The organism is Xanthomonas melonis, assembly GCF_020783655.1.
GTDB classification, from domain to species: Bacteria; Pseudomonadota; Gammaproteobacteria; order Xanthomonadales; family Xanthomonadaceae; genus Xanthomonas; species Xanthomonas melonis.
This window is the reverse complement of sequence record NZ_JAJGQH010000016.1, coordinates 113642-137307: the sequence shown is the minus strand read 5'-3', so window position 1 is coordinate 137307 and position 23666 is coordinate 113642. Positions and strand designations below refer to the sequence as shown.

The 23666-nt window shown below is 62.1% G+C and carries 17 protein-coding genes and 1 pseudogene; 5 read left to right on the top strand and 13 right to left on the bottom strand.

The window, feature by feature from the left end:
• Positions 1 to 2: 2 nt before the first annotated feature.
• Both LL964_RS16550 and LL964_RS16545 read right to left on the bottom strand, forming a co-directional pair.
• Positions 3 to 1190, bottom strand: a complete 1188-nt coding sequence (locus tag LL964_RS16550; protein ID WP_167395393.1) for a helix-turn-helix transcriptional regulator — start codon at positions 1188 to 1190, stop codon at positions 3 to 5.
• Positions 1183 to 2397 carry a tyrosine-type recombinase/integrase gene (locus tag LL964_RS16545; protein WP_104588256.1) on the bottom strand — a complete coding sequence of 405 codons (1215 nt, stop codon included), beginning with the start codon at positions 2395 to 2397 and terminating at the stop codon, positions 1183 to 1185. The genes LL964_RS16550 and LL964_RS16545 overlap by 8 nt, the downstream gene beginning before the upstream one ends.
• Positions 2398 to 2662: 265 nt before the next feature.
• On the opposite strand from LL964_RS16545, the pseudogene LL964_RS20175 reads away from it, so the two are divergent.
• Positions 2663 to 3371: pseudogene (locus LL964_RS20175) on the top strand (DUF6538 domain-containing protein); the annotation flags it as partial.
• Between the two features lie 51 nt (positions 3372 to 3422).
• On the opposite strand, the gene LL964_RS16535 reads toward LL964_RS20175, so the two are convergent.
• A complete protein-coding gene (locus tag LL964_RS16535) occupies positions 3423 to 4193 on the bottom strand; it encodes an abortive infection family protein (protein WP_104588257.1) in 771 nt (256 codons plus the stop codon).
• Between the two features lie 113 nt (positions 4194 to 4306).
• Between LL964_RS16535 and LL964_RS16530 the strand changes: the two genes are divergently transcribed.
• Positions 4307 to 9913, top strand: coding sequence for a DUF3320 domain-containing protein (locus LL964_RS16530; RefSeq protein ID WP_104588258.1), 5607 nt, complete (start codon positions 4307 to 4309; stop codon positions 9911 to 9913).
• A 255-nt stretch (positions 9914 to 10168) separates the two neighbouring features.
• Here LL964_RS16530 and LL964_RS16525 read toward each other — a convergent pair whose 3' ends face one another.
• The 3 genes from LL964_RS16525 to LL964_RS16515 form a co-directional block, all read right to left on the bottom strand.
• Positions 10169 to 12280, bottom strand: a complete 2112-nt coding sequence (locus tag LL964_RS16525) for a methyl-accepting chemotaxis protein (RefSeq protein WP_104588259.1) — start codon at positions 12278 to 12280, stop codon at positions 10169 to 10171.
• A 316-nt stretch (positions 12281 to 12596) separates the two neighbouring features.
• Positions 12597 to 13781: an FAD-dependent monooxygenase gene (locus tag LL964_RS16520; RefSeq protein WP_104588260.1), complete on the bottom strand. Its 1185-nt coding sequence runs from the start codon at positions 13779 to 13781 to the stop codon at positions 12597 to 12599.
• Between the two features lie 37 nt (positions 13782 to 13818).
• Positions 13819 to 14283 carry a MarR family winged helix-turn-helix transcriptional regulator gene (locus LL964_RS16515; RefSeq protein ID WP_104588261.1) on the bottom strand — a complete coding sequence of 155 codons (465 nt, stop codon included), beginning with the start codon at positions 14281 to 14283 and terminating at the stop codon, positions 13819 to 13821.
• On the opposite strand from LL964_RS16515, the gene LL964_RS16510 reads away from it, so the two are divergent.
• The 3 genes from LL964_RS16510 (at position 14272) to LL964_RS16500 (ending at position 18287) form a co-directional block, all read left to right on the top strand.
• Complete coding sequence (locus tag LL964_RS16510; RefSeq protein WP_146092409.1) at positions 14272 to 14547, top strand: hypothetical protein; 276 nt, start codon at positions 14272 to 14274, stop codon at positions 14545 to 14547. The two genes, LL964_RS16515 and LL964_RS16510, sit on opposite strands and share 12 nt — an antisense overlap.
• 166 nt (positions 14548 to 14713) lie before the next feature.
• A complete protein-coding gene (locus LL964_RS16505) occupies positions 14714 to 16225 on the top strand; it encodes an ATPase domain-containing protein (RefSeq protein ID WP_104588262.1) in 1512 nt (503 codons plus the stop codon).
• Positions 16215 to 18287: a hybrid sensor histidine kinase/response regulator gene (locus LL964_RS16500; protein ID WP_104588263.1), complete on the top strand. Its 2073-nt coding sequence runs from the start codon at positions 16215 to 16217 to the stop codon at positions 18285 to 18287. Before LL964_RS16505 ends, LL964_RS16500 begins: the two co-directional genes overlap by 11 nt.
• 172 nt (positions 18288 to 18459) lie before the next feature.
• Here LL964_RS16500 and LL964_RS16495 read toward each other — a convergent pair whose 3' ends face one another.
• From LL964_RS16495 to LL964_RS16465, 7 genes are all read right to left on the bottom strand, one after another.
• Positions 18460 to 19170, bottom strand: a complete 711-nt coding sequence (locus LL964_RS16495) for a tetratricopeptide repeat protein (protein WP_104588264.1) — start codon at positions 19168 to 19170, stop codon at positions 18460 to 18462.
• Positions 19164 to 19649, bottom strand: a complete 486-nt coding sequence (locus LL964_RS16490) for a cytochrome c-type biogenesis protein (RefSeq protein WP_104588265.1) — start codon at positions 19647 to 19649, stop codon at positions 19164 to 19166. Before LL964_RS16490 ends, LL964_RS16495 begins: the two co-directional genes overlap by 7 nt.
• Positions 19646 to 20188: a DsbE family thiol:disulfide interchange protein gene (locus tag LL964_RS16485; RefSeq protein WP_104588266.1), complete on the bottom strand. Its 543-nt coding sequence runs from the start codon at positions 20186 to 20188 to the stop codon at positions 19646 to 19648. Before LL964_RS16485 ends, LL964_RS16490 begins: the two co-directional genes overlap by 4 nt.
• Positions 20185 to 22173 carry a heme lyase CcmF/NrfE family subunit gene (locus LL964_RS16480; RefSeq protein ID WP_104588267.1) on the bottom strand — a complete coding sequence of 663 codons (1989 nt, stop codon included), beginning with the start codon at positions 22171 to 22173 and terminating at the stop codon, positions 20185 to 20187. Before LL964_RS16480 ends, LL964_RS16485 begins: the two co-directional genes overlap by 4 nt.
• Positions 22174 to 22236: 63 nt before the next feature.
• Complete coding sequence (gene ccmE / locus LL964_RS16475; protein WP_104588268.1) at positions 22237 to 22707, bottom strand: cytochrome c maturation protein CcmE; 471 nt, start codon at positions 22705 to 22707, stop codon at positions 22237 to 22239.
• A complete protein-coding gene (gene ccmD / locus LL964_RS16470) occupies positions 22704 to 22910 on the bottom strand; it encodes a heme exporter protein CcmD (protein WP_104588269.1) in 207 nt (68 codons plus the stop codon). Before ccmD ends, ccmE begins: the two co-directional genes overlap by 4 nt.
• Positions 22907 to 23665, bottom strand: a complete 759-nt coding sequence (locus LL964_RS16465) for a heme ABC transporter permease (protein WP_104588270.1) — start codon at positions 23663 to 23665, stop codon at positions 22907 to 22909. The genes ccmD and LL964_RS16465 overlap by 4 nt, the downstream gene beginning before the upstream one ends.
• Between the last annotated feature and the right edge of the window lies 1 nt (position 23666).

The following is a 23666-nucleotide window of genomic DNA, read 5'->3' as shown; positions in this document are numbered from 1 at the left end:
AATCATTTTTTAGCGGAATTATCTCGCGATTCCTGCCACTTCAGAATGTCGCTTCGTTTCCAGCGGAGTGTCGCTTCTCCATACTTGACTGGCTCAGGGAAGTCGTGGCTCTTTCTATAGTTGTCCACTGTGTTTGTGTGGATGCCAAGTAGCTGGCCGACCTGTTTTTTTGTTATCATCGTTTCAACAATCGTTGGTGGGGATTCTCTCCCGATTAGTGATTCAATGCTGCTTGGTACACCACGGCTGGTGATGTCAGCGCTAGCTTCCTCCATAGTCGAAGAGCACCCTGCCCCCTGGCTCTGGGGGCGGGGTTGCTTATTTTTTTGGCGAAGACTAGAAGAGTCGCCGACGGAGCTGTCATTAATCTCGTCGCTAGAAGTAGATGCATTTTGGTTATTGGGCCGCCTCAGAGAATTCGCGTCCTTCGGTTGTTGGGTCGCGGAGGAAACGCGGCTAGCTTCGCTGCTCCCTTTGACTGGCTGTGCATATCCCCGAGGCCTTTGTGACCGCTTAAGTAGCATCTCAGCAAACACGAATGAGGGGACCTGCTGTGTATCATAACCTTCTAGATTCTCTGAGCTAGGCGAGTTCAGGGAATCGCTGAAGAGGATGCGTTCTAAGCGTGCATGTGATGCAAGATTTGCCTCGATCTCCCACCAGGGCGCAACGCCTTGGCGTTCAAGGTATGCACCGAGTGTCTTTTGAGTCATCCATGCGTCCGAGGCAATTAAACGAATCCTCTCCGAGTCAGAACGTTGGAGTATTACGTCTCCCTTCCGGACTTCCTCTAAAAGTTCACGATGTACTTGCGTAAAAGCTGCAGCTCTCCGTCGTCTGGCCACCATTAGATGGTGGTCACTATAGAAGAAGGGCAGCACATCCTCGCCATCCGACAATAGTCGTTCTAGTAAAGGTTCGTATTGACCAGGGCCAATGGGATATCGCAAGGAGGAAAATTCGTCCCCGAACTTGTCGAGGAACCGATCCGTCTGGCTCTCAGTAAAGATGCCTTGAGCGGTTCTCTCATCGCGAGGGAGAAAGCCCGCAACAAGGTCCTTCCCGCGTCTCACATTGATGAGCGGGAATTTGGCGTATATCACTAAGTTGATAGCGTCATAGACATCAACCTGCCTCGCCGAGAGCAGTAGGCGAGGATGCAAAAAAAAGCGATCGGTGTACTCACTCATGAGACTCTGGAGGCAGGCAATGAAGTGCCCAAGCATCCATCATGCCGCGCCGCTTCTCAAGGGCATCTCCACGCCGGTACGCGGCCTCCGTCTTGTTCGGAAGTACATGCGCTAAGGCCATCTCTGCTAGGTCGCTTGGGAATTGCGTGAACTCTCCCACCCAATCGCGAAAGGTAGATCGGAAACCATGCGGAACCGCGTCAACCTTCATCCTGCGCATTACCGCGATCAAACTCATGTCCGAAAGTACGCCACCCTTCTGATTGCTGAAGATCCATCTGACGCAGTCAGGAGTTGCACGTGATCGAGCTTCCTGTAGCACGGCAATTGTGGCATTACTCAAAGGTACACGATGCTCCCGTTTTGCCTTCATGCGCGACGCGGGGATAGTCCAGACTTTATTCGTGAAATCAATCTCCCCCCATTCTGCTCCGCGGACTTCGCCGCTGCGCGCTGCTGTCAGAACTAGGAACCTGAGCGCCAAAGCGCTTGCCCCATGTTGGGCGGTCAGTCGCTTCATGAACGCTGGTGCGTCATTAACAGCTAAGGCTTGGAAGTGCCGCACTTGGCGGATTTGGCCTTGAGCGGGGAAGACCTTGTCGAGGTGGCCCTTCCAACGGGCCGGATTTTCGCCCTCCCTGTGCCCTCGAACACGCGCCCAGTCCAAGATGCTCTCGACACGGCCCCTCAGTCGTGAGGCGGTTTCGGTCTTCTTACTCCAAATTGGTTCGAGTATCGCAATGACGTGATGCTCAGTGATCGCATCAACCGACAACTGTCCGATGACAGGATAGGCGTACGCCTCAAGCGTGCTGGTCCATTGCTTGCGATGCTTCGAGTTCTTCCAACCAGCCTCCTGAAACGCTATGTAAGAGGTGGCTACTTCCTCGAAGTTGCGACGAGTGGCCTGTTGGGCACGCAGGGAAGCTGCTACCACCTTGCGCTCATGGATGGGGTCAATACCCTTGACGACTTTTTCGCGCGCTTCCCTAGCTTTATCTCTTGCTTGAGCCAGCGTGACGGATGGATATCCTCCCAATCCGAAGTGTTTGCGGTTGCCAGCGATCATGACGCGTAACACCCAAGATCGCCCCTGCGCCTCGTTCACATACAAGTAGAGGCCAGAAACTCCGCCAACGGCATGGTTGCCCGGAGTGCTTAGGCGATTGACTTCGAGTGCACTGAGTTCTTTGGCCTTCTTAGGCATACGGGCTCGTTCGTCGTTTCTACCATTAATTCTACCATCAAGAATTCAGTCAAGATGGGTCCCGTTGTGAAGTTATGGTACTCAAAAAGCTCACAAGTCAATATTGTTCAGTCACTTATGAGGTGCGTTGTGAGGCATTGGGAGCTGTTGTGAGGACTTTAGGCGGACACTCTCTCCGCCAATCGAGCTTAACTCGTTGATTTTTATTTGAAATCATCGGTTTTAGCGGATTGGAAAGCAGGAAGCATGCAGAGGAAACACTCGCATGCGCATCCCCCATCATTTGAGCCGGTCTTCCACCGGCCGCTGGTCGTTCGTCCAGCGTGTCCCTGTCGATCTTCAAGCTGTGCTCGATTGCCGGCTCATCAAGCGGACTCTCAAGACCAAAGACCTCGCCCAGGCACACGTGCGTGCAGTCGTGCTTGGGGCGGGCTATGCTCGGCTCTTCGCACAGTTGAAGGATCAACGCGTGGCCAAGCTCAGCAAATCGGACGCTGACCTGCTTATTGCTCGACTGACGAGCGCCGAGAACTTCCAAGAGCTGACGCTCAACCGCACCCGCCAACCGGATGGGACGGTCACGATCAGTGGCAGATCGACAGTCCGAAGGCCCTGAAGCTGTATCGGCAGCTGATGGAGCTGGAAGCAAGGGGGGGGAGGCCACCATCCAACCGTCGCGGCTCAAGTCGCTGCGTTCAATACATTCGGTGCGTACCCGGTTAGCCCGGTGCGGCAAGCCTCTGCGCCGGCCATCGAAACGATGACGTTGGGAAAGGCCCGGGATGCGTTTCTGGCGACACTTAAGGGCTCAACGCTGCCCAAAATTTGCACGATCAAGAAGACGGCGGTCGAACCCTTTGAGCTTCTTGGGAGCTAAAGTAAAGGTCCTTGCCATCTCCAGGTTCGATCTGGCGCGGTGGTATCAAGACATGCGTGACAAGGGCGCTTCCACGCCGACGCTTACGAACAAGCAGGTGGCACCACTGCCAGGCAGATCTCGGCTTCGTGGTTGCTGAGGAAGCCGGTCATTGGGGGCGAGATAGGTCCTTAGCGAACTTCTTATCCAAATATTGGAAAATTGCCCTGGCAGCGTTGATGACTAGGACCGCCTCGTCGTTTTCTAACAACGTCTCGTTTGGATGCGCCAAGCTTCCGTGATTGCGAGCTGGATTGAGACTGTCGATGACATTGCTCAGTGAAGTCAGCAGCTTGCCCATCGTCTCGGGCTGACTGCCCATGTCGCGCAGACCCGGATGCTCTGCCCGAAGTTGCTTGAACAAATTGGTGATCGTGGCGCCGGGTTGGGCCTGAATTTCTTGCGCGTAACAAACTGCTTTGAGGTATGCATGAAGTGCGGTGTGAATGCGGTCCACCGCGTGGGTCGGTCCTGCGCTTTGGATGAGCGTGCTGGCATCAGCAAGTGAGCGCTTCAAGACATCACTGGTGATAGATGGGCTGCTATCTTGGACCGAAAGTCCGTCAGCACAGCGCGTAGCCAATTCCGACAACCGGCGATAAGCCTGTTGGGTTCGAAGATGCTCACTGCCTTGGGGATACTTGCGAGCGATGCCCCGAAGGATCGCTGCTTGTTGATGTCCTTCGACCCCCGTTAGGATTGCAATAAAACGTTCCTTGGTCGTGTTGCCGGTGAAGGCATCTGGATCCAGGTCCAGATCACAAAAGCCAGGGTAGAACTCTCGGTGTGTCTTGTAGGAGAAGTCACCCAGGTAGCCGCCCTCAACGCCAATGTAGCTGTGAACCACCCAGTGAATCTCGCTACTGCGCAACTCGCCCACAGATCCCCCAGATCGGCTGGAACACGCGTTACATTGAGCGCATTATAGGCAAAAGCATTTGAGGAAGACGCGGTGCTGCATCCCGCGCGTCGCGCTTCCTCTCAGGGGTGTCGATGGATCAGACGGCAGTGGCGCAGGCTGGCGAGGAGACTTCTTTGCTCCGGGGAGCTGGCGGGTTGAAGGACAAGGTTGAGAAGGCTCGTTTGGAGCTCTTAGATCTGTCTACACGCAATCGGTTGCTTCATACACCCAGAGGTGGTCGCGCCAAAACCGTCGAGGTGGTCTACGAGCTTGCCAAGGCGATGTATCAGACCTTGGTGACCGAAGGAAAGCGTTTCACCTTTGTTCCTGGCAAGGAGGATCCTAAGCAAGCGGACGCTACTGATAGTCTTGGCGATGACGATGACATTGATCAGGTCCTACTTGACGAGGCACCGGAAGACCCAGAGCTGATCGCGCAACCCGATTTTGAACTCGATGAGAACGGGCGTGTCAAAGCGCATTGGGATGCGCATCTCACAACACGCCTAACGCCGACAGGTCTGCAGAAGCGCTTATTGGATCTCTACATGGACGCGCGGACGCTCCAAGAAGAGCAGGGCGTCAATGTTCTTTACTTGGCCGTCGGCTACTTGCGTTGGCGTGCTACTTCCACTCCTCAGACTGACCGCTTCGCGCCCTTGGTGCTCATCCCGGTGCAGTTGGAGCGAAGCACCGCAGGCGAGAAGTTCCACCTCAAATGGACCGGCGACGATATTCAAGCGAACTTGTCGTTGCAGTTGTTCTTGCAGCGCGAGTTTGGGCTTCGCTTGCCGAGCATTGATGAGTTCGAAACGCTCGATGTCGATGCCTACCTGGCCTCTGTGGAAGCAATGCTGGAAGGTAAGGAGACCTGGGGCGTGCTTCGTGATGACGCCATACTAGGCTTGTTCTCGTTCGCTAAGTTCATGATGTATCGGGATCTTGACCCACAAAGCTGGGAGGCGCTGGGCGGACTGGACGCCATCCCGATGCTACGCGGGGTGGTTCAAGACGGTTTCCCAGGTGCAAGCCTAACCGACGAAAATAGCGAACTCGACCTTATCATCCCGCCAGAGAGGATGCGCCATGTCGTTGATTGCGATTCATCGCAAGCTCTGGTTGTGCACGATGTGCTTCAAGGCAACAACATCTTGGTCCAAGGTCCGCCTGGAACGGGGAAGTCCCAAACCATTGCCAACATCATCTCGGCAGCAGTAGCCGAAGGAAAGCGGGTGTTGTTTGTGGCCGAGAAGATGGCCGCGCTCGAAGTCGTGAAGCGCCGACTGGATCATGTCGGTGTGGGCGTGGCCTGTTTGGAACTCCACAGCAACAAAGCCAACAAGCGTTCTCTACTGGAGGAGCTTCGGCAAACGCTGCACTTAGGCGAGCCAAAACGAATCAGCACTTCGCCAATCATCGAGCAACTAACGGAAAAGCGTGACACGCTCAACGCCCATGTTGCGCGGCTCCACGAAGCTCACCAGCCCTCTGGACTGACGCCGTACCAAGTCTTCGGACACATGGTGCGCCTACGTCGCTTGGGCTACACGACACAAAGCCTGCCCCTTGAAGCGCCGACCTCCTGGGCGTCCCATCAAAAAGAGGAGCGGGAATCGCTCCTGCGCGAACTGATTGAGCGAATTGAAGAAATTGGCGTTCCAGATGAGCACGCTTGGAGCGGCGTTCAGAACGATGGCCTCTTGCCCAGTGAACGCGATCGGTTGCTCATCTTGGTCGCTGGATTGACCGAGCGATTGAACGATTGGGAGGCGTCGACCACTGAGCTTCACAGCGCGCTGGATCTTCCACCTCCACTCCGATTTGATGACGCCGGCCTTGCCGTTCAGCGTGTTAAGGCTCTGCTTGAAGCACCAAAACTTGGCTCCGATGCGCTTCAAAGCAAGATCTGGGATGCGCCTGGTCGCGCTTCGACAGTCATCGATGCGCTTGAAAACGCTCAGAAAGCCAGAGCTGCGGTCGAGGCCAAGATCTATGTGGAGGCATTGGCGCAAGACTGGGACGCTACCAAGGCCACTTTGAGCGCTTTGCCAAACTGCTTCGTTTTGGGGAAAGAGCTGGCAAAGCTGGGTGGGGCACACATTGCTTTGGTTCGGCTCGGGCCTGATCTGACACGATTGACGCAGCTTCTAGCCGAGAAGTCACCACTTACGCTCGATCTGGCGCTTAGGCTGGTTGCCATCGCGGAGCGCGCCACGACCATTCCGGAACTCGACCGCGATGCATTGGTCGCCCACATCTGGGAACGGGGCGTCGATGCGATCGAAGAGGTCGTTGTGGCCGTTGAAACAGTCCAGCAGGCAAAGAGCCACCTGGCCTCTGTATTCCGCGACGCTGCATGGAGCAAAGACAACGCGGAGCTTGAAGCGGCGCGTGGGCAGTTGGCGATGCGCGGCACGAGCTTGTTCCGCTTCCTAAGTGGAAATTGGCGTCGCGCCAATCAGACCATCCGCACACTCCTTTCTAACCCTACGCTTCCGGCGTTGGACATGCTTGGATCGCTCGATGTTCTCCTGGATGCCAAGAGCGCTCAGAAGAAGATCGTTGAGCACGACGCCCAAGGACAAGAAGCGTTTGGCTCAAACTGGCAGCGTGAGCGCTCCAACCCATCCTTCCTCAGAGGTGTTGTGGCGTGGATGCGAACGCTCCGACCCTTGGGGAGCGGAGTTCGTGAGCGTTTGGCCGACATCAGCGATCGCGTATTGGCAACTGAAATCGCCAAACGCGTAAAGCCAGTTTTAGAAGAACTCCTTCGCGATTTGGCGCCTGTCCATGAGGCGTTGTTGTCTGTTGAGCGCAACCCATGGGGCGAGGAGACCGTCCTCAAGCGCGTTGCTCTATCGGAACTGGAAGAGAAGTCCGATCTTTGGCAAGCCGCGTCTCAGCAATCAGTCCTATTGGCTAATGCGCAGGAACTCACGATCGAGCAGGCGCTTGCGGTCATTGAAGAAATCCAGCTGGCGCAAACTGCCATTACCACTTACGACGCTCTTGCCGTTGATGGGACCTCAGCCTTTGGTCCGTTCTGGTCAAGGCTAGATAGCAAGGCACATGAGCTTCGCCAAGTCGTGTCTTGGATTGAACACAATCCAGAGCTTCGCTTGTTGGCCGCGCGCATTGTTGATCCCCAGTCATTGCTTGATCGGGCTGAGGGAGGTTCTTCTGCGGCAGGACTGTTAGCCGGCGAAGTGATGGATCTTCTGGTTGGCTTGCAGTTTGAGGGCAACGCAGAGATCACGCGTGATCCGAGCCATGCACCTTTGGCAACACTCAAACTCCAGTTGGCAAGCTGGCAAGCCGACCCGGAAGGACTTCGGAGTTGGGTGTCTTACCTTGCCATTGCCAAGGAGGCCGAGCGTAAGGGCTTAGGTGCAATAGTCGATGGTCTTGCCAGTGGCAAACTGGCGAGCGCCGATGCATTGGGCGTGTTCGATCTGTCTTACCACGAAGCTTTGCTTCAAGCGCTGGTGCAGCGCGATCGTGCGTTGGCGAGCTTTGACGGGCAGCGTCAATCGCAAGTGGTGGCAAGCTTTGCAAGCCTCGATCAAGAGCGCATGCAGCTCGCGCGCTACGAAGTCGTCAAGGCGCACCACAGCAAGATCCCGCGCCAAGGCGGTGCAACCGGCCCAACAGCTGTTCTTATCGGCGAGATGGCCAGGAAAAAGGGTCATCTGCCGATTCGTCAATTGATGCAACGGTGTGCCCCTGCGATCCAGGCGCTTAAACCCGTCTTCATGATGAGCCCGTTGTCGGTGGCGCAGTTCCTGCCGGCAGGCGCGCTGGAATTTGACATGCTGGTCATTGATGAGGCGAGCCAGGTGCAGCCGATCGACGCGCTTGGTGCGATTGCGCGCGCCAAGCAGTTGGTCATTGTCGGTGACGAGCGGCAACTCCCGCCCACGCGCTTCTTCTCCAAAGCGCTTGGCGACGGGGGCGATCGGGAAGACGACGAGGGTGGGGCACAAGCGTCGGATGTGGAGAGCATCTTGGGCCTTTGCCGCGCAAGAGGATTACCTGAGCGCATGCTCCGTTGGCACTACCGGAGCCGTCATCAGTCGCTCATTGCCGTTTCCAATCAACAGTTCTACGAAGGCAAGCTCTTCATCGTCCCTAGTCCCTACACCAGTGAAGCAGGTGTGGGCTTACGGCTGCATCATTTCCCAGAAGCCATCTACGACCGGGGCAACACGCGCACCAACCCCAAAGAAGCCAAGGCAGTTGCACTTGCCGTGCTGGCGCATGCGCAGAACACCCCTCAACTCACGCTGGGTGTAGCGACCTTCTCGACAGCCCAGCGCCGCGCCATTTTGGATGAACTCGAACTCTTGCGCCGCCAGCACCCGGAAACGGAAGGGTTCTTCGCCGATCATCCAGCAGAGCCCTTCTTTGTGAAGAGTTTGGAGAACATCCAAGGTGATGAGCGCGATGTCATCTATATTTCTGTGGGCTATGGGCGTGATGCGCAGCGCCACATGACGATGAATTTCGGTCCTGTGAGTAATGACGGCGGCGAGCGGCGCTTGAATGTGCTCATCAGCCGCGCCAAATCGCGTTGCGAGGTCTTTACCTCGATCACCGATGAAGATATCGACACCGATCGTGCCAAGGGTAAGGGCACCTTTGCTTTAAAGCTCTTCTTGAACTACGCAAGGACGGGCCGCCTTACCCTCGCCACCCAGGCGCGAGACGCTAAGCACAGCGTATTCGAACAAGAGGTGGCCCAAGCACTTCGCGCGCGAGGCTACGATCTGCACACCGATGTGGGCCTTGCTGGCTTCTTCGTCGACATTGCGGTGTCTAATCCAGAGGAGCCTGGGCGCTACATTTTAGGCATTGAGTGTGACGGGCAGTCGTATCGAGATGCCAGAAGCGCGCGCGATCGCGATCGTTTGCGTGACAGCGTGCTGCGCGACAAGGGCTGGCAGGTTTATCGGATTTGGAGTTCGGACTGGTTCCACCGTCCTGAGGCAGAGCTTGAAAAACTTGTGGTAGCCATTGAAAGAGCGAAGTCGGAGTCAGGCACCTTAGAGCCAAGTCCCAAGTCTTCGCACCGTGCGGTGCCAGTGGAGATTCTCACCGTCGATCGCGGTGAGGTCACTGAGATGGGACTCATCGAGGCGCTAAGTCCGCCGGACACTGAGCCTTACATCGAGGCGTCCTTTACAGTGCCAAGCAATCAATTCGAATTGCATCTGGCCCCAATAGGACAACTCGCCACCATCGTGCGTCAGATCGTTGAGGTGGAAAGCCCCATTCATCGCAGCGAGGTCGTCACGCGCGCCCGGACGCTTTGGGGCTTGCAGCGTGCTGGCTCGCGCATCCAACAGGCGGTTGAAGAGGCGATTGGGTCGGTAGTGTCGCTGGGTGGGGTGCAGATCGTCGACAGGGACTTCTTGGCCATTCCGAGGAAAGAGGTCCGCGTGCGGGACCGTTCTATGGTCGAGTCACTGACCCTGCGCCGGCCAGAATTCTTGCCTCCTTCCGAAATCGATGCGGCTCTGATCAAGCTCGTGCAAGACAATCTGGGCGCGAAGGCTGAGGAGTTGGTGACGATGGTCTCGCGGCAGCTCGGCTACAAGAGCACTAGCCCACAACTTCGCAGGGTCATTCTTGATCGCTGTGAAGCGCTCGTCGGGGCGGGGCGATTGGCGTCAAAGGGAGATCTTTTGGTGATGCCCTGACCTGCCGCTGAAGTCTTCGCACTTGCCGCTGATCTCGGGTGACTCTAAACTTGCCAGACACACACCAGCACACAATCTGGTCTGTTTTTTTCTTGCAAATCAGTGGGTTAGGGGTATTACTTCACATCCCACTCTCTCCGCCAGTTATAGACGCAAAGCCTTGAGCAGCCCATCTTTTCGAGCCTCGGCGATGCGTCACACGCTCTGTCCCATACTTTCGCAGCTGCGTGATGGCCGGCAGGAAATGCCGGCATCTCACATCACCCCAGCGTTGACCTTGAACACCTCGACCGCGCGGCTGAGGTGCGTGGAGTGGTCTTCCAGCGTGCGCGCGGCGGTGCTTGCCGCTTCGACCAGGCGAACGTTTTGCTGGGTGGTTTCGTCCATCTGGGCGATGGTGTGGGTGACCTGTTCGATGCCGCCGGCCTGTTCCTGCGAGGCGGCGGAGATGTGGCCCATGATGTCGGTGACGTGCTGGACGCTGGTGACGACCTCGCCCATGGTGGTGCCGGCCTTGTGCACCAGCGCCGAGCCATCGGCGACGCGCTGCACCGAGTCGTCGATCAGTCGCTTGATTTCCTTGGCTGCGTCCGACGAGCGATGCGAAAGGGTGCGTACTTCCGATGCGACCACCGCGAATCCGCGGCCCTGTTCGCCGGCACGTGCGGCCTCGACGGCGGCGTTGAGCGCGAGGATATTGGTCTGGAAGGCGATGCCATCGATGACGGAGATGATGTCGGCGATGCGCTTGGAGGCGTCCTCGATGCCGGTCATGGTCGCGATCACCTGGCCGACCACGTCGCGACCCTGCGAGGCGATGGCGGCGGCGCCGAGCGCGAGCTGGTTGGCGCGGCCGGCGTGTTCGGCATTCTGCTTGACGGTGGAGGTCAGCTCCTCCATCGAGGCGGCCGTTTCTTCGAGGCTGGCGGCCTGTTGTTCGCTACGGCGCGCCAGTTCCTGATTGCCGCTGGCGATGTCTTCGGCAGCGAAACCGATGCTGTTGGAGGTTGTCTGGATCTGGGTGACGATGTCGGTGAGCCGGTGCACGGTGCTGTTGGCGTCATCGCGCATGGCCGCGAATACGCCATGGAAATTGCCGGACATGCGCACGGTGAGGTCGCCGTCGGCGATGGCACGCAACAGTTCGGAGAACCTGGCCAGGTTGGTGTCGGCGGTGGCCATCATGGTGTTGAGGTTCTCCACCATCAGGCGGAAATCGTGCTCGAAGGCCTCCGGTTGACCGCGCAGCGCGAAGTCGCCGGCGCAGGCGGCCTGCGTCAATGCATGGATCTGCGCGTTGATGGCGCGTAGGTTCTGTTTCACCTGCTGCATGGTGGTGGTGATGATGGCTTTTTCGCCGGGGTAGTGCTCGATCTCCGGTGCCAGGTCGCCGACTGCATAACGGCCCATGACCTCGGTCATGCGGAGCTGGGTCTGCACGTGCGCGTCCACCAGCGCGTTGGTGTCCTGCACCATATGGCCGTATTCGCCGGGGAAGCGCTGGGCGTCGGTGCGATAGCTGATCTGGCCCGCATCGTGGCGCGCGGCCATGTCGCGCTGGGCCGAAATCACTTCCTGCAGGCGACGTTGCATCTGTTGCATGGCGCGCAGCAGCTGGCCGGATTCGTCGTTGCGCGCGCCGATGTCCGGGCTGCGCAGGTCGCCCTGACTGATGCGCTGTGCCAGCTGCAGCGATTGACGCAGCGGCAGCACCACGCTGCGGGTCAGCAGGAAGGCAATGGCTGCGCCCAGCAGCAAGGCGACGACGGTGGACAGCACCATCAGCAGGGCGAAGCCGCGCGCGGTGGCGACGGCGTCCTTGGCGGCTGCACGGTTCTTGGCTTCCTGCAGGTCGATGAACGCATTGATGCTGGCCAGCCAGTCAATGAAGGCTGGTCGTGCCTGTTGCAGCAATTGCTGCTCTGCGTTCGATGTGTCTTCGGCTTCGCGAGATGCACGCACCTGCGCGATCAGCGGCATGGTGCGCTGCTCGATGGACTTGATCCGCTCGAGGATAGCCTTCTCCTTGCCATCGGTAGACGCGGCGAGCATGTCGTCCAGCGGCTGCGCCGAGCGGGCATAGTCGGCGGCGAGCCTGTCGATCGATTGCTCGGCAGCGTGGCGATCTGCCGGGTCCTTCATCAGGACCACATCGCGCAAGGCGATCGCGCGGTCGTGCACGCTGCCGCGGAAATTGATCGCATAGCGCTGTTTGACGCTGTTGACCTCATTGATGGCGGTGAGTTGCCGGTCGATGCTGCGGACACGCTGGATGCCGACCACGGTGAGGATCACCATCAGCACGATGAGCGAGAGAAAACCGAGGGCCAGGCGCTGGCCAATGCGCAGATTCGAAAGCAGATGCATGGGAAGATCGACGATCCGGCTGGCGGGAGAAGAGGGCACCCCGGCCGTGGCAGGAGTGGAGAGCAGGCGAGGCGACGCCGCCGGTGGGCACGACGGGCGTGCGCGGGAAAATGCGCGCAACCTTGGTTAGCGGCTTCGGCCGTTGGTTCTTGACCTGCTGGGTGACGCCGATTCAGCTCTGATTGGCGTCCTGCCGTGGGCAGACGCGCGCAGAGCCGCATGCGGGGATGCAGCGCAGCAACGCAAGGCTGGTCGCCGCTTGCTGGCGATCATCGGGTGGCGATGGCGGGCTCCGGCGCTGGTGCCCTGGGCTGGCTCAGTCGTAACGCGACAGATCCGGTTCCTCGATCGACGGTGTCATCAGCGGAACCGCCAGATTCTGTACGCTGGGCTGGCTGGCGAGTTTCAGGGCGGCGTGGAGCAGATGAATGCCTAGCCGGCTGTGTGGGTTCATCAGCCGTGGCCCGAGCTTGGGAATGCCCTGCACGCTGTCCACCATCGGGCGCATGGCAGCCTCGTATGCCGCAGCGGCGTCTTCCAGGGTGTGCCCGCGCGCGATTTCATTGGCCAGCACATAGCCGCCGGTGATTGCCAAGGTGGCCCCGAGGCCACCCAACGGGGTCACGCACCAGGCGGCGTCGCCGGTCAGCAGGACGCGGCCCTTGCGCCAGCGTGGCATGCGCACCTGACGCAGCACGTCGAAGTAGAAGTCGTCGGTGGTGTCCATGCCTTCCAGCACCCGGGTCGCCTGCCAGCCGGCATCGGCAAAGCGCTCGCGCAGATAGGCCTGCTGTCTGGCGACGCTCCAGTCCTGCTCGCCCTCGGGAGGTTTTTGCAGCGAGAGCATGGCGCGGGTGGTCCCATGCCGGTCCGGGCGCAATGAAATGCTGCGGCCGCCGGTGGTGTGATACCAGCGCCACAGGCGGTCGTCGTCGGCGGTGCGTGCGATGGTGAAGTAGGCAATGGTCAGATCCATCCAGCGCGGATCGTTTTCGCCTGGAAAGAGAAGATCGCGCGTGGACGAGCCAACGCCTTCGGCTACGATCACCGCATCGAAGCAGTCGCAGCGCCCGCTCTGGAAGGTGACCGTTGCCGCGTCTGCACCGTCGTCGATGCGGGCGATGCGGTCTCCGAAGCGATAGTCGACGGTGTCGCGCGCGGCATCGTATATCAGGCGTGCGAGATCGCCACGCAGGATCTCCAACTCGGCAGTGGGGCCGTCGCCGTCGAGATCGTCGGTCTTGAAGGTGGCAACGGCATCGCCGTGTGCGTCGATCCAGGCTGTGCCTTCCTCGCCGGTGCCCTGGTCGAGCGCCTGTTGTTCCAGCGACATGCGCTGCAACACCTGGCGGCCGACGCCGCGCACGTCGATGTTCTGGCCACCGTCGCGGAAGTGCGGAGCATGCTCCACCACCGTGACCTCGAAACCCAGGCGTGCCAGCGCCCAGGCAACGGTATTGCCGGCGATGCTCGCGCCGGTGATGAGAATGCGCCGCGTCATGCCGAATCACCTCGAGCAATGAATATCAGAGGTGATATTACATGTTTTGACCGCGCGCCTCCATGTTGCCGATCAGGCGCTGCATGAGCACGACGATCCGCGCGGCCTCATCCTTGGAGAAACCGCGCAGGGCGTCCGCGTTCATGTCGATCAGGACCTGACCGCCGATTGCGGCAATCTTGCGGCCGCGTGCGGTGAGGGAAACCAGCGCGGCGCGGCGGTCCTGCGGCGTGGGCACGCGCTTGATCAGCTTCAGGCCTTCGAGTTTCTCCAGCAATGCCACCATCGCCGGTTGTTTCACTGCCGAGGCGGTAACCAGATCGCGCTGTAGCATCGGGCCTTTCCAGGACAGCAGCATGATCGGGCCGATCAATGCCAGCGAGACGCCATGGGGGCGAAGCTGCGCATCGACCAGCCGGTTGAAGATCCGTGCGGCGTGATTGGCCAGATAGCCGGGGGCCACGGCCGCCTGCGGGTGGATGAAGTCGTCTTGATCGTGCATGTCTACAACCGTGCGGTAGTCCTTGGCCTCCTGCCGATTTTATCGATGCGCACCTTGCAGAGGGAGCCCTTGGCCGGCGGCGTTGCACGCGTGTCCGGGCATGTCGCTGGTACCGCGCGACGGGTAGCGTCATCCGCTGTCAGTGGCGTGCGTGCACTGCTCATGCGCTTGTTCGCGGCAATTGCGCAGCGATCCCAACAACGCGCGATGCGCGTGTCGATGGCAACGCATGCAAACAAGAAGAAAATGCCGCGCCACGGCTGATGTGTCGACGTCCATGAGGCATACCTCGGCGCCCTTCATGGCGCATGCAACGGAAACGTACGACGATCACACCTCCAGGTGGACAGGCTGCGGGGTGTCGACCAAACAAGCTGATCTATTCAGGCGTCTGCGGGGCTGGGCAGTGCGGGCGTGATAAATTGAACCGATGGAAAATGTGAAGCCTATGATTGCAAACCGCATCACGACCGGGACGGCGGGGCTCGACAGCATTCTCCGTGGTGGCCTGCCGGCCAACCGGCTGTATCTGCTCGAAGGCCAACCTGGTTCGGGCAAGACCACGATGGCGCTGCAGTTCCTGCTCGATGGCGCGTCCCGGGGCGAAAGCTGCCTGTATGTGACCCTGTCCGAGACCATCGACGAGCTCACCGAGGTGGCTGCCTCGCATGCGTGGTCGTTGCAACCGCTGCACGTCTTCGAACTCGCCTCGGCCGAGGCGTTCCTGGGCGATGGGCGCCAGCAGTCGATCCTGCATCCGTGGGAGATGGAGCTGGATGGCACCATCAAGCTCATCCAGGCCGAAGTGGACCGGGTCAAACCGACGCGGGTCGTGTTCGACTCCTTGTCCGAACTGCGGCTGCTGGCGCAGGATTCGTTGCGCTATCGACGCCAGGTGCTGGCGCTCAAGCAGTTCTTTGCGCCGCGCAACATCACCGTGTTTCTGGTGGACGATCTGACCGGCGAATATGGTCAGCGCGATGCGCATCTGCACAGCATGTGCCACGGCGTGATTTCGCTGGAGCGCATGACGCTGGACTTCGGCGCGGCGCGGCGGCGGATGCAGGTGCAGAAGCTGCGCGGGGTCGACTTCATCGCCGGCTATCACGACGTCGTCATCAGCACCGGCGGGCTGCGTATCTATCCGCGGCTGATCGCTTCTGATCATCATGTTCCGTTCGTTGGCGATGTGGTTTCCAGCGGCGTGGAGCGCATCGACGCGTTGCTGCATGGCGGCCCGTTGCGCGGTACCAGCACGCTGCTGACCGGGCCGGCCGGCTCGGGCAAGACCAACGTGGCGCTGCAGTACGTGAGTGCGGCCTGCGAGCGGGGCGAGCATTGTTGCGTGCTGGAGTTCGACGAGCGTACCGGGACCCTGCTCACGCGTGCCGACAGTCTGGGCATGGATCTGCGCAAGCACCTGGCGTCGGGGGTGCTGGAGCTGCATCAGATGGATCCGGCCGAGCTGACCCCCGGCGAGTTCGCCTGGGCGGTCCGCGCCAGCGTGGAAGAGCGCAACTGTCGCATCCTGGTGATCGACAGTCTCAACGGCTACCTGACCTCGATGCCGCAGGAAAAACAGCTGATGCTGCAGATGCACGAGCTGCTGTCGTACCTCAACCAGAGCGGCGTGACCACGTTCCTGGTCAATCCGCAGCAGGGCTTGGTGGGTACCATGGCGACTGGCAACCTCAACATCTCCTACATGGCCGACACCGTCGTGCTGTTTCGCTTTTTCGAAGCGCAAGGGCGTATCCGCAAGGCGTTGTCGGTGATCAAGAACCGCAGCGGTGCGCACGAAGATTCGATCCGCGAACTGCACATCGGCAGTGGCGGCCTGAGTCTGAGCCGGCCGCTGGAGAAGTTCCACGGGGTGCTGACCGGCACACCGCAGTTCGTAGGGGAAGACGAGCCGTTGCTGGATCCTGCAGTTGACCAGTGACGCTCCGGATGGCGCGATCGTCCACATCATCGCGCCCTTCGGGCGCGACGCCGAGAGCATTGCCGCGATCGCTGGCGATCGCGGGCTGAAGCGGCGGGTGTATGGATCGCTGGCGGCCTTGGCGGGCGAGCTGTGCGACAGCTCGGGCGTTGTGGTCTTGACCGAAGAAGCGGTGAGCGGGGATCTGCAGCCGTTGCGGCAGAGCCTGCGAGAGCAGGCGACGTGGTCGGATATCCCCTTCGTGCTGCTGCGCGCGCCGCGCGGTGCGTATCAGGGGCGCCGCGCCGACCCGCTGCCGGAGATGACCAATGTCATCGAACTGGAGCGCCCGCTGAGTTCGGCATCGTTGCTGAGCGCGATCTCCACCGCACTGCGCTCGCGGCAGAAGCAGTTCCTGATCCGTGATCAGATGGCGCAGCTGGCCGAAGGCCGGGCCGCGCTGGCTGCCAGCGAAGCAGAGCTGCGCCGCGTCACCGACGCACTGCCGGTGCTGATCGCCTTCATCGACAAGCATCTGGTGTACCGCTTCGCCAACCGCGCGTACCAAGACTGGATCGGCATCCCGCCGGCAGAGGTGATCGGGCGGCCGCTGGTGGATGTGGTGGGGCCGGCGGTGGTGGCCGAGCGCCGCGGCTGGATCGAAGCGGCGCTGGCCGGGCAGGCGTTGACCGTGGAAACGCGCTGGCCGCACGCGGACGGACGCCGTCGCGATGCGGAGATCCGCTACATGCCGCGTCGGGACGCGAACGGCCAGGTGGATGGGTTCCATGTGTTCGCGACCGACGTGACCGCGCGCATGATGGCGATGGAATCCATCCAGCAGCAGGCCAGCCTGCTCGAGGCCAAGGTGGCCGAACGCACCGCCGAGTTGCAGCAGCAGATGCAGGCGCGCGAATCCAGCGAGGCAGCGTTGCGCCAGGCGCAGAAGATGGAAGCGGTGGGACAGCTCACCGGCGGGATCGCGCACGATTTCAACAACATGCTCACCGGCATCCTGTCGGCGCTGGACCTGGCGCGGCTGCGCATCGACCAGGGGCGGTTCGAGGGGCTGGGCCGCTTCCTGGATGTCGCCTCGGCATCGGGCCTGCGCGCGGCCGCGCTGACCCAGCGCTTGCTGGCGTTTTCTCGGCGGCAGTCGCTGGAGGCGCGGCATCTGCAGGTCAACGATCTGGTGGTGTCGCTGCAGGAGTTGCTGGCGCGCACGCTGGGCGAGTCGGTACGCCTGGAGACCGCGTTGTGCCAGGAACTGCCACCGGCGTATGTGGACGAGAATCAGCTGGAGAGCGCACTGCTCAACCTGGCCATCAACGCCCGCGACGCGATGCCCGATGGCGGGCAGCTGTGCATCGCCACGCGGCATGTGCAGGTCGCCGAGCAACCGCTGGAACTCGGTCGCGGCGTTGCGCTGGCACCGGGCGACTACGCAGTGGTGTCGGTGACCGACACCGGCACCGGCATGCCGGCCGACGTGCTGGAGCGCGTGTTCGAGCCGTTCTACACCACCAAGCCGATCGGGCAGGGCACCGGCCTGGGCATGTCGATGATCTACGGCTTCATGCAGCAGTCCAACGGCCAGGTGTGGGTTGAATCGCAACCGGGCGCCGGCACGACGGTCAGCCTGTATCTGCCGGTCGGGGCCAGCGTGCAGGCCGCGCAACCGCAGGCACAGGACGGAGCGGTACGTGCCGGGCAGGGCCAGCAGGTGCTGGTGGTGGAAGACGACGAACAGGTGCGTTTGCTGATCACCGAACTGCTCGGCGAGCTGGGCTATCAGGCCGAAGTAGTGGCCGATGCCGACGCCGCGCTGCCAATCCTGTCCTCGCCGCGGCGGATCGATGTGCTGGTCACCGACGTCGGGCTGCCCGGGCTCAACGGGCGCCAGTTGGCGGAGATCGCGCGGCAGTCGCGTGGCGATCTGCCGGTGATCTTCATGACCGGCTACGCCGAAACCGCGCGCGATCGCGGCGAGTTCCTGGGTGAAGGCATGAGCATGATCGCCAAACCCTTCACGCTGGGCGAGTTCAGCGCAAAGCTGCACGAGGTGCTGGGCCCGTCCGTCTGAGCCGGCAGTGCGCAGCCGGCGCGCTGTGCGTAAGGGGACTCGCCATGCCGCGCTGTGATGGGCAACGGCAGGCAATGGACAGGCAAGGTGCGGTACATCCAGGCGCCGGAGCGCGCTGGTTGGTCCGCCGCGCCGTCGCCCACGGCCAGTGTGGAAGCGCGTCGCGTGGGAGTCAGCGTGCGGCCGGCGCGGCCTGCCGCGCACGTGCCATCGATTCGGCCACCGCAATCTTCTCGGCGACCGCCTGCTGCATCGGCGAGCCGTCCTCCAGCAATCCATGCAGGTGGCGCCAGTGCGCAGTGGCGGCCGCGTATGCGTGCTGCTGGAAATCGCTGATGCCCAGCAGCCACAGGCCGCGCTGGTTGTCTGGCTCCCGGGCGACCACCTGCTGCAGCCGCGTGCGCGCGCCGGCATGGATGGCGAAGTCGCTGCGGGTGGCCATGTCGGCCGCGATCCAGCCCACGATGGCCGCACTGGTATCGGGGGCGATCTTGAGCGCCTGCGCATAGGCATCGCGCGCCTGAGCGGGCCGGTCGTTGCGCTCGTGCGTTCTGGCTTGCTGCATCCAGGCGTCCAGCGCCTGCCACTGCGCCTGTTCGGCAGCGTTGGGGTCCGGTGCCGGCGCATTGTCGGCGGCAGCGGACGGGGAAGGCGAGCCGAGGGCGCCGGGCGCGGCGTAGATGCGCTCCCTGATCGCCTGCGGCGTACCCACCATCTGATACAGACCGGCAGTGGCCAACGGCAGACCCAGTGCCAGCACCAGCGGCAGGCCATAGCGCCGCGTGCCGGCGCGCGTGCGATGGCGCAGCAGCGGCAGCGAGAGCAGCAGCACGGCAGCGACCACGAGCGCGGCAGTGGCGAACAGGAAGCCGGCCATCACCATTCGTCCTCGGCCTGCGCCGCCGTCGGCATTCCCAGGCGGGCGCGCCTGCGCACGGTGTGGATCAACATGCCCGCGCCCGCGCCCAGCAGCAGCGCCGGCCCGAACCACAGCAGCCAGGTGCCGCGTTTGACCGGCGGGTCGTACAACACGAAATCCGAATAGCGCTCGACCATGTACTGCTTGATCTGTGCGTCGCTCCGGCCGGCCTGCAGTTGCGCGAACACCTGGTGGCGCAGGTCGCGGGCGAGGCTGGCGTTGGAATCGGCCAGGTTCTCGTTCTGGCACACCAGGCAACGCAGTTGTGCGGTCAGCCGCTGGTAACGCACTTCTTCGCCGCGGTTCTTGAACGGCAGCGGGTCCACCGCCTGCGCCCACAGCGAAGGGGCGAGCAGCACGCCCAGGCACAGGATCAACAGCAGGCGCAGCTGCCGGCCCTGCCGGTGCCAATACCATGGCAGAGGGCGGTGCCGTACGTTCATGGTGCACGCTCGCGCAGCGCGGCGATGGCCGGCAGCAGTTCGCGGTCGATGACCTCGGGCGTGAGTACGCCGATGTGCTTGTAACGGATCCTGCCCTGCGCATCGATCAGAAAACTTTCCGGTGCGCCGTAGACGCCGAAGTCGATCGCGGTCTGTCCCTGCTCATCGGCGATCACCACCGAATATGGATTGCCGTAGCGGGCCAGCCAGGCTTTGGCATCGGTGGGTGCGTCCTTGTAGTTGTAGCCGATCAGGGGCACCCCGAGACGGCTGGCCTGCGCCATCAGCACCGGGTGTTCGTGCACGCATTCGGCGCACCAGCTGCCGAACACATTGAGCACGTAGGCCTTGCCCAGCAATTGCTCGCGGGTGATCTGCTGCTGCGGTCGATCCAGCTGCGGCAGCGAGAACGCGGGGGCCGGCTTGCCGATCAGCGGCGACGGCACCTCGCGCGGGTTGTGCTGGCTGGTCCAGTAGATGCCGAAGCCGAACAGGGCGGCCATCAACACGAAGCCCAGCAGGGGCAGCATGCGGTTCACGGGTGCGACTCCTGTGCGATGGCCAGGCCATCGGGAGCGGATGGGATCACGGTGTTGCCGGCCGGTGCCGGCGCGCGGAAGCGGCGGGCGCAGGCGCTGACGAACCCACCCAGCATCATCAGCAGGCCGCCGCCCCAGATCCAGCGAATGAAGGGTTTGTAGTACAGCCGCAGCGTCCAGTCGTTTTCGATGTGCTGATCGTCCAGCGGCTCGCCCAGCGCTACGTACAGGTCGCGGGTGATGCCGGGATCGATCGCCGATTCGGTCTGGATGCGCTCGCTGCTGTACAGGCGTTTTTGCGGATGCAGGTGGGCGACGACCTGGCCATCGCGGCTGACCTGCACGCTGCCTTGTTCGGCCTTCCAGTTCGGCCCGTCCACCAGCTGCACACCGTCGAAGCGGAAGCTGTAGCCGGCGACCTGCGTGCTCTGGCCCGGCGACAGCCGCACGTCGCGCTCCACCGACAGGCTTTCGGACACCAGCACGCCGGCCACGAACACCGCCACGCCCGCGTGTGCGAGCAGCATGCCGGCCATTTCGGCCGGAAAGCGCCGCCCGCGCGGCAACTCGCGCCAGCGCTTGACCACGTACAGCGCCGTGCCGGCGGCCACCCAGGCCGCCACGCCGATGCCGGCGATCGCCTTGGCCTGGCCATCGGCGAACGCAGTGCCGGCCAGCGCACAGGCGATCGCCGCGATGCCGGCACGCGTGCCGAAGGCCTTCAACGGCGCTGTCTCGGCCTTGCCCCAGCGCAGGTACGGGCCGAACGGCAACAGCAACACCACCGGCAGCATCAACAGCGGGAACAGCAGGCCGAAGTAGGGCGGGCCGACCGAGACCTTGCCGATGCCGAATGCGTCGGCGATCAACGGAAACAAGGTGCCCAGCAATACCATCGCTGCGGCAACGGTCAGCAGCAGGTTGCCGACGAGAATGCCGGTCTCGCGCGAGACTGCGGCGAAGGGCTTGCCGCTGGCGATCCTGGGCGCGCGCAGCGCGTACAGCAGCAACGAGCCGCCGACCACCGCGATCAGAAACATCAGGATGTACAGGCCGCGTCGCGGATCGGCAGCGAACGCGTGCACCGAGGTCAGTACGCCCGAGCGCACCAGGAAGGTGCCCAGCAACGACAGCGAAAACGCCAGGATCGACAGCAGGATGGTCCAGGCGCGCAGGCTGCCGCGTTTTTCGGTGACCGCTTGGGTGTGGATCAAGGCGGTGCCGACCAGCCACGGCATGAAACTGGCGTTTTCCACCGGGTCCCAGAACCACCAGCCGCCCCAGCCCAGTTCCGCATACGCCCACCAACTGCCGGCGACGATGCCGGCGGTGAGGCAGGCCCAGGCCACATTGGTCCATGGTCGCGCCCAGCGCACCCAGGCCTGTTCCAGTTCGCCGCCAAGCAGGGCCGCCACCGCAAACGCGAACGCCACCGAAAACCCGACATACCCGGTGTACAGCACCGGTGGGTGGAAGGTCATGCCCGGATCCTGCAGCACCGGATTGAGTTCGGTGCCATCCAGCGGAATCGGCGACAGCCGCCCGAACGGGTTGGAGGTGAACAGGATGAAGGCGAGAAAGCCCATCGAGATCAGTCCCAGCACTGCCAGCACGCGGGCGGCGAAATGCTGCGGCAGATGCCGGCTGCGAGCGGCCAGCAAGACCGTCCAGGTGGACAGGATGGCGATCCACAGCAGCAGCGAGCCTTCGTGCGCGCCCCAGACCGCCGCGACGCGGTAGTACCAGGGCAGGGCATGGTTGGCGTTGGCGGCGACATAGGCCACCGAAAAGTCCAGCGACAACAGCGACCAGGCCAGCAGGCCGAACGCCATCCATACGAACACCGCCTGACCGGCGGCGGCAGGCCGTGCGATGCTCATCAGTGCGGCGCTGCCGCGCCAGGCACCGATCAGCGGCAACACGCCCTGTGCGAGCGAGAGCAGCAGCGCCAGGATCAGTGCGATCTGGCCGAGTTCAGGCGTCATGGGGAGGTCACACGCTGCGGCAGGAGGAGGTCATCGGTGCGGGGCGACGCGGCTGGCGCCGCATCAACGCGGCGTGGTCAACGGCGCGGCGGTGGCGGGAATCGGTTTGCCGACATGGCCTTCGGCCATCGCGTCCTTGAGTTCTTTCGGCATGTAGGTTTCGTCGTGCTTGGCCAGCACTTCGGTGGCGACGAAGCGCCCGCCCTGCATGCGCCCGTTGGCGATCACCGATTGGTTGTCGCGAAACAGGTCCGGCAGGATGCCCGTGTAGTCGACCTGGGTGGCTGCGTGCTTGTCGATGACCGTGAAGCTCACCTTCAACGAATCGCTGGCACGCTGGATCGAGCCGGCCTTGACCATGCCGCCCAGGCGAAACTGCTGATAGCCGGATGCCTCACCGGCACGGACCTGACTGGGGGTGAACAGGTAGCTCATGTTCCGCTGCAGCGCCAGCACGATCAGCGTCACGGCCAGTACGGCGGCGGCGAGCACGCCGATCACCAGCCACAGGCGTTGTTTGCGGGTGGCATTCATGGCACGTCTAGCTCCAGCGTCGGGGCCGCTGTCTCGCGCGAACTGCGTGGCGCCTGCCGCTGCAACCGGCCGCGCAGTTCGCGCGGCAGACGCCGGCGGCGCAGCCAGGGCGCTGCGAGGTCGGCAGCCAGCACCAGCACGAACAGCGCATAGGCCGTCCACACGTAGTGACCGTATCCGCCCATGGCCAGCAGGCTGCTCATGCGGTGCGCTCGGTCAGCACGATGCGGCGCACCCAGTCCTTGCCGGTTTCCAGCGCCAGCAGTTCCACGCGCATGCGTCCGCACAGGCTGGCGATGTAATAGCACTTGGTGGCCAGCATCATGGTCAGCAGCGGCCACAGCATTTCCATGCCGATCCTGGAGGGGCCGAGCAGGCGCACAGTGGAGCCTTGATGCAGCGTGTTCCACCACACCACCGAGTAATGCACGATGGGCAGGTTCACCAGGCCCACCAGGGCGAGCAATCCGGCAGCGCGCATCGCCTGGCGGCGGTCTTCCACCGCGTGATACAGGCCAAGTACGCCCAGATACAGGAACAGCAGCAACAGCTCCGAGGTCAGCCGCGCATCCCAGGTCCACCAGGTGCCCCACATCGGCTTGCCCCACAGCGAGCCTGTGCACAGGGTGATGAAGGTGAAGGCCGCGCCGATCGGCGCCGAGGCCATGGTGGCCACTTCGGCGAGCTTGATCCGCCATACCAACGCGACGAAAGCCGAGGCGCCCATCGCCGCGTAGACGAACAGGCTCATCCAGGCGCTGGGCACATGGACGAAGATGATGCGGTAGGCGTCGCGTTGCTGGTAGTCCGGTGGCGCCAGCACCAGCCCGCCGTAGGCAGCCACCGCGCCGAGCAGCAGCGCCAGCGCCAGCGCCCATGGCCGCACGCTGCCGGCAACGCGGTAGAAGATCGGCGGTGAGCCGAGCTTGTGCAGCCACAACGGGATCCACTTGGCCATG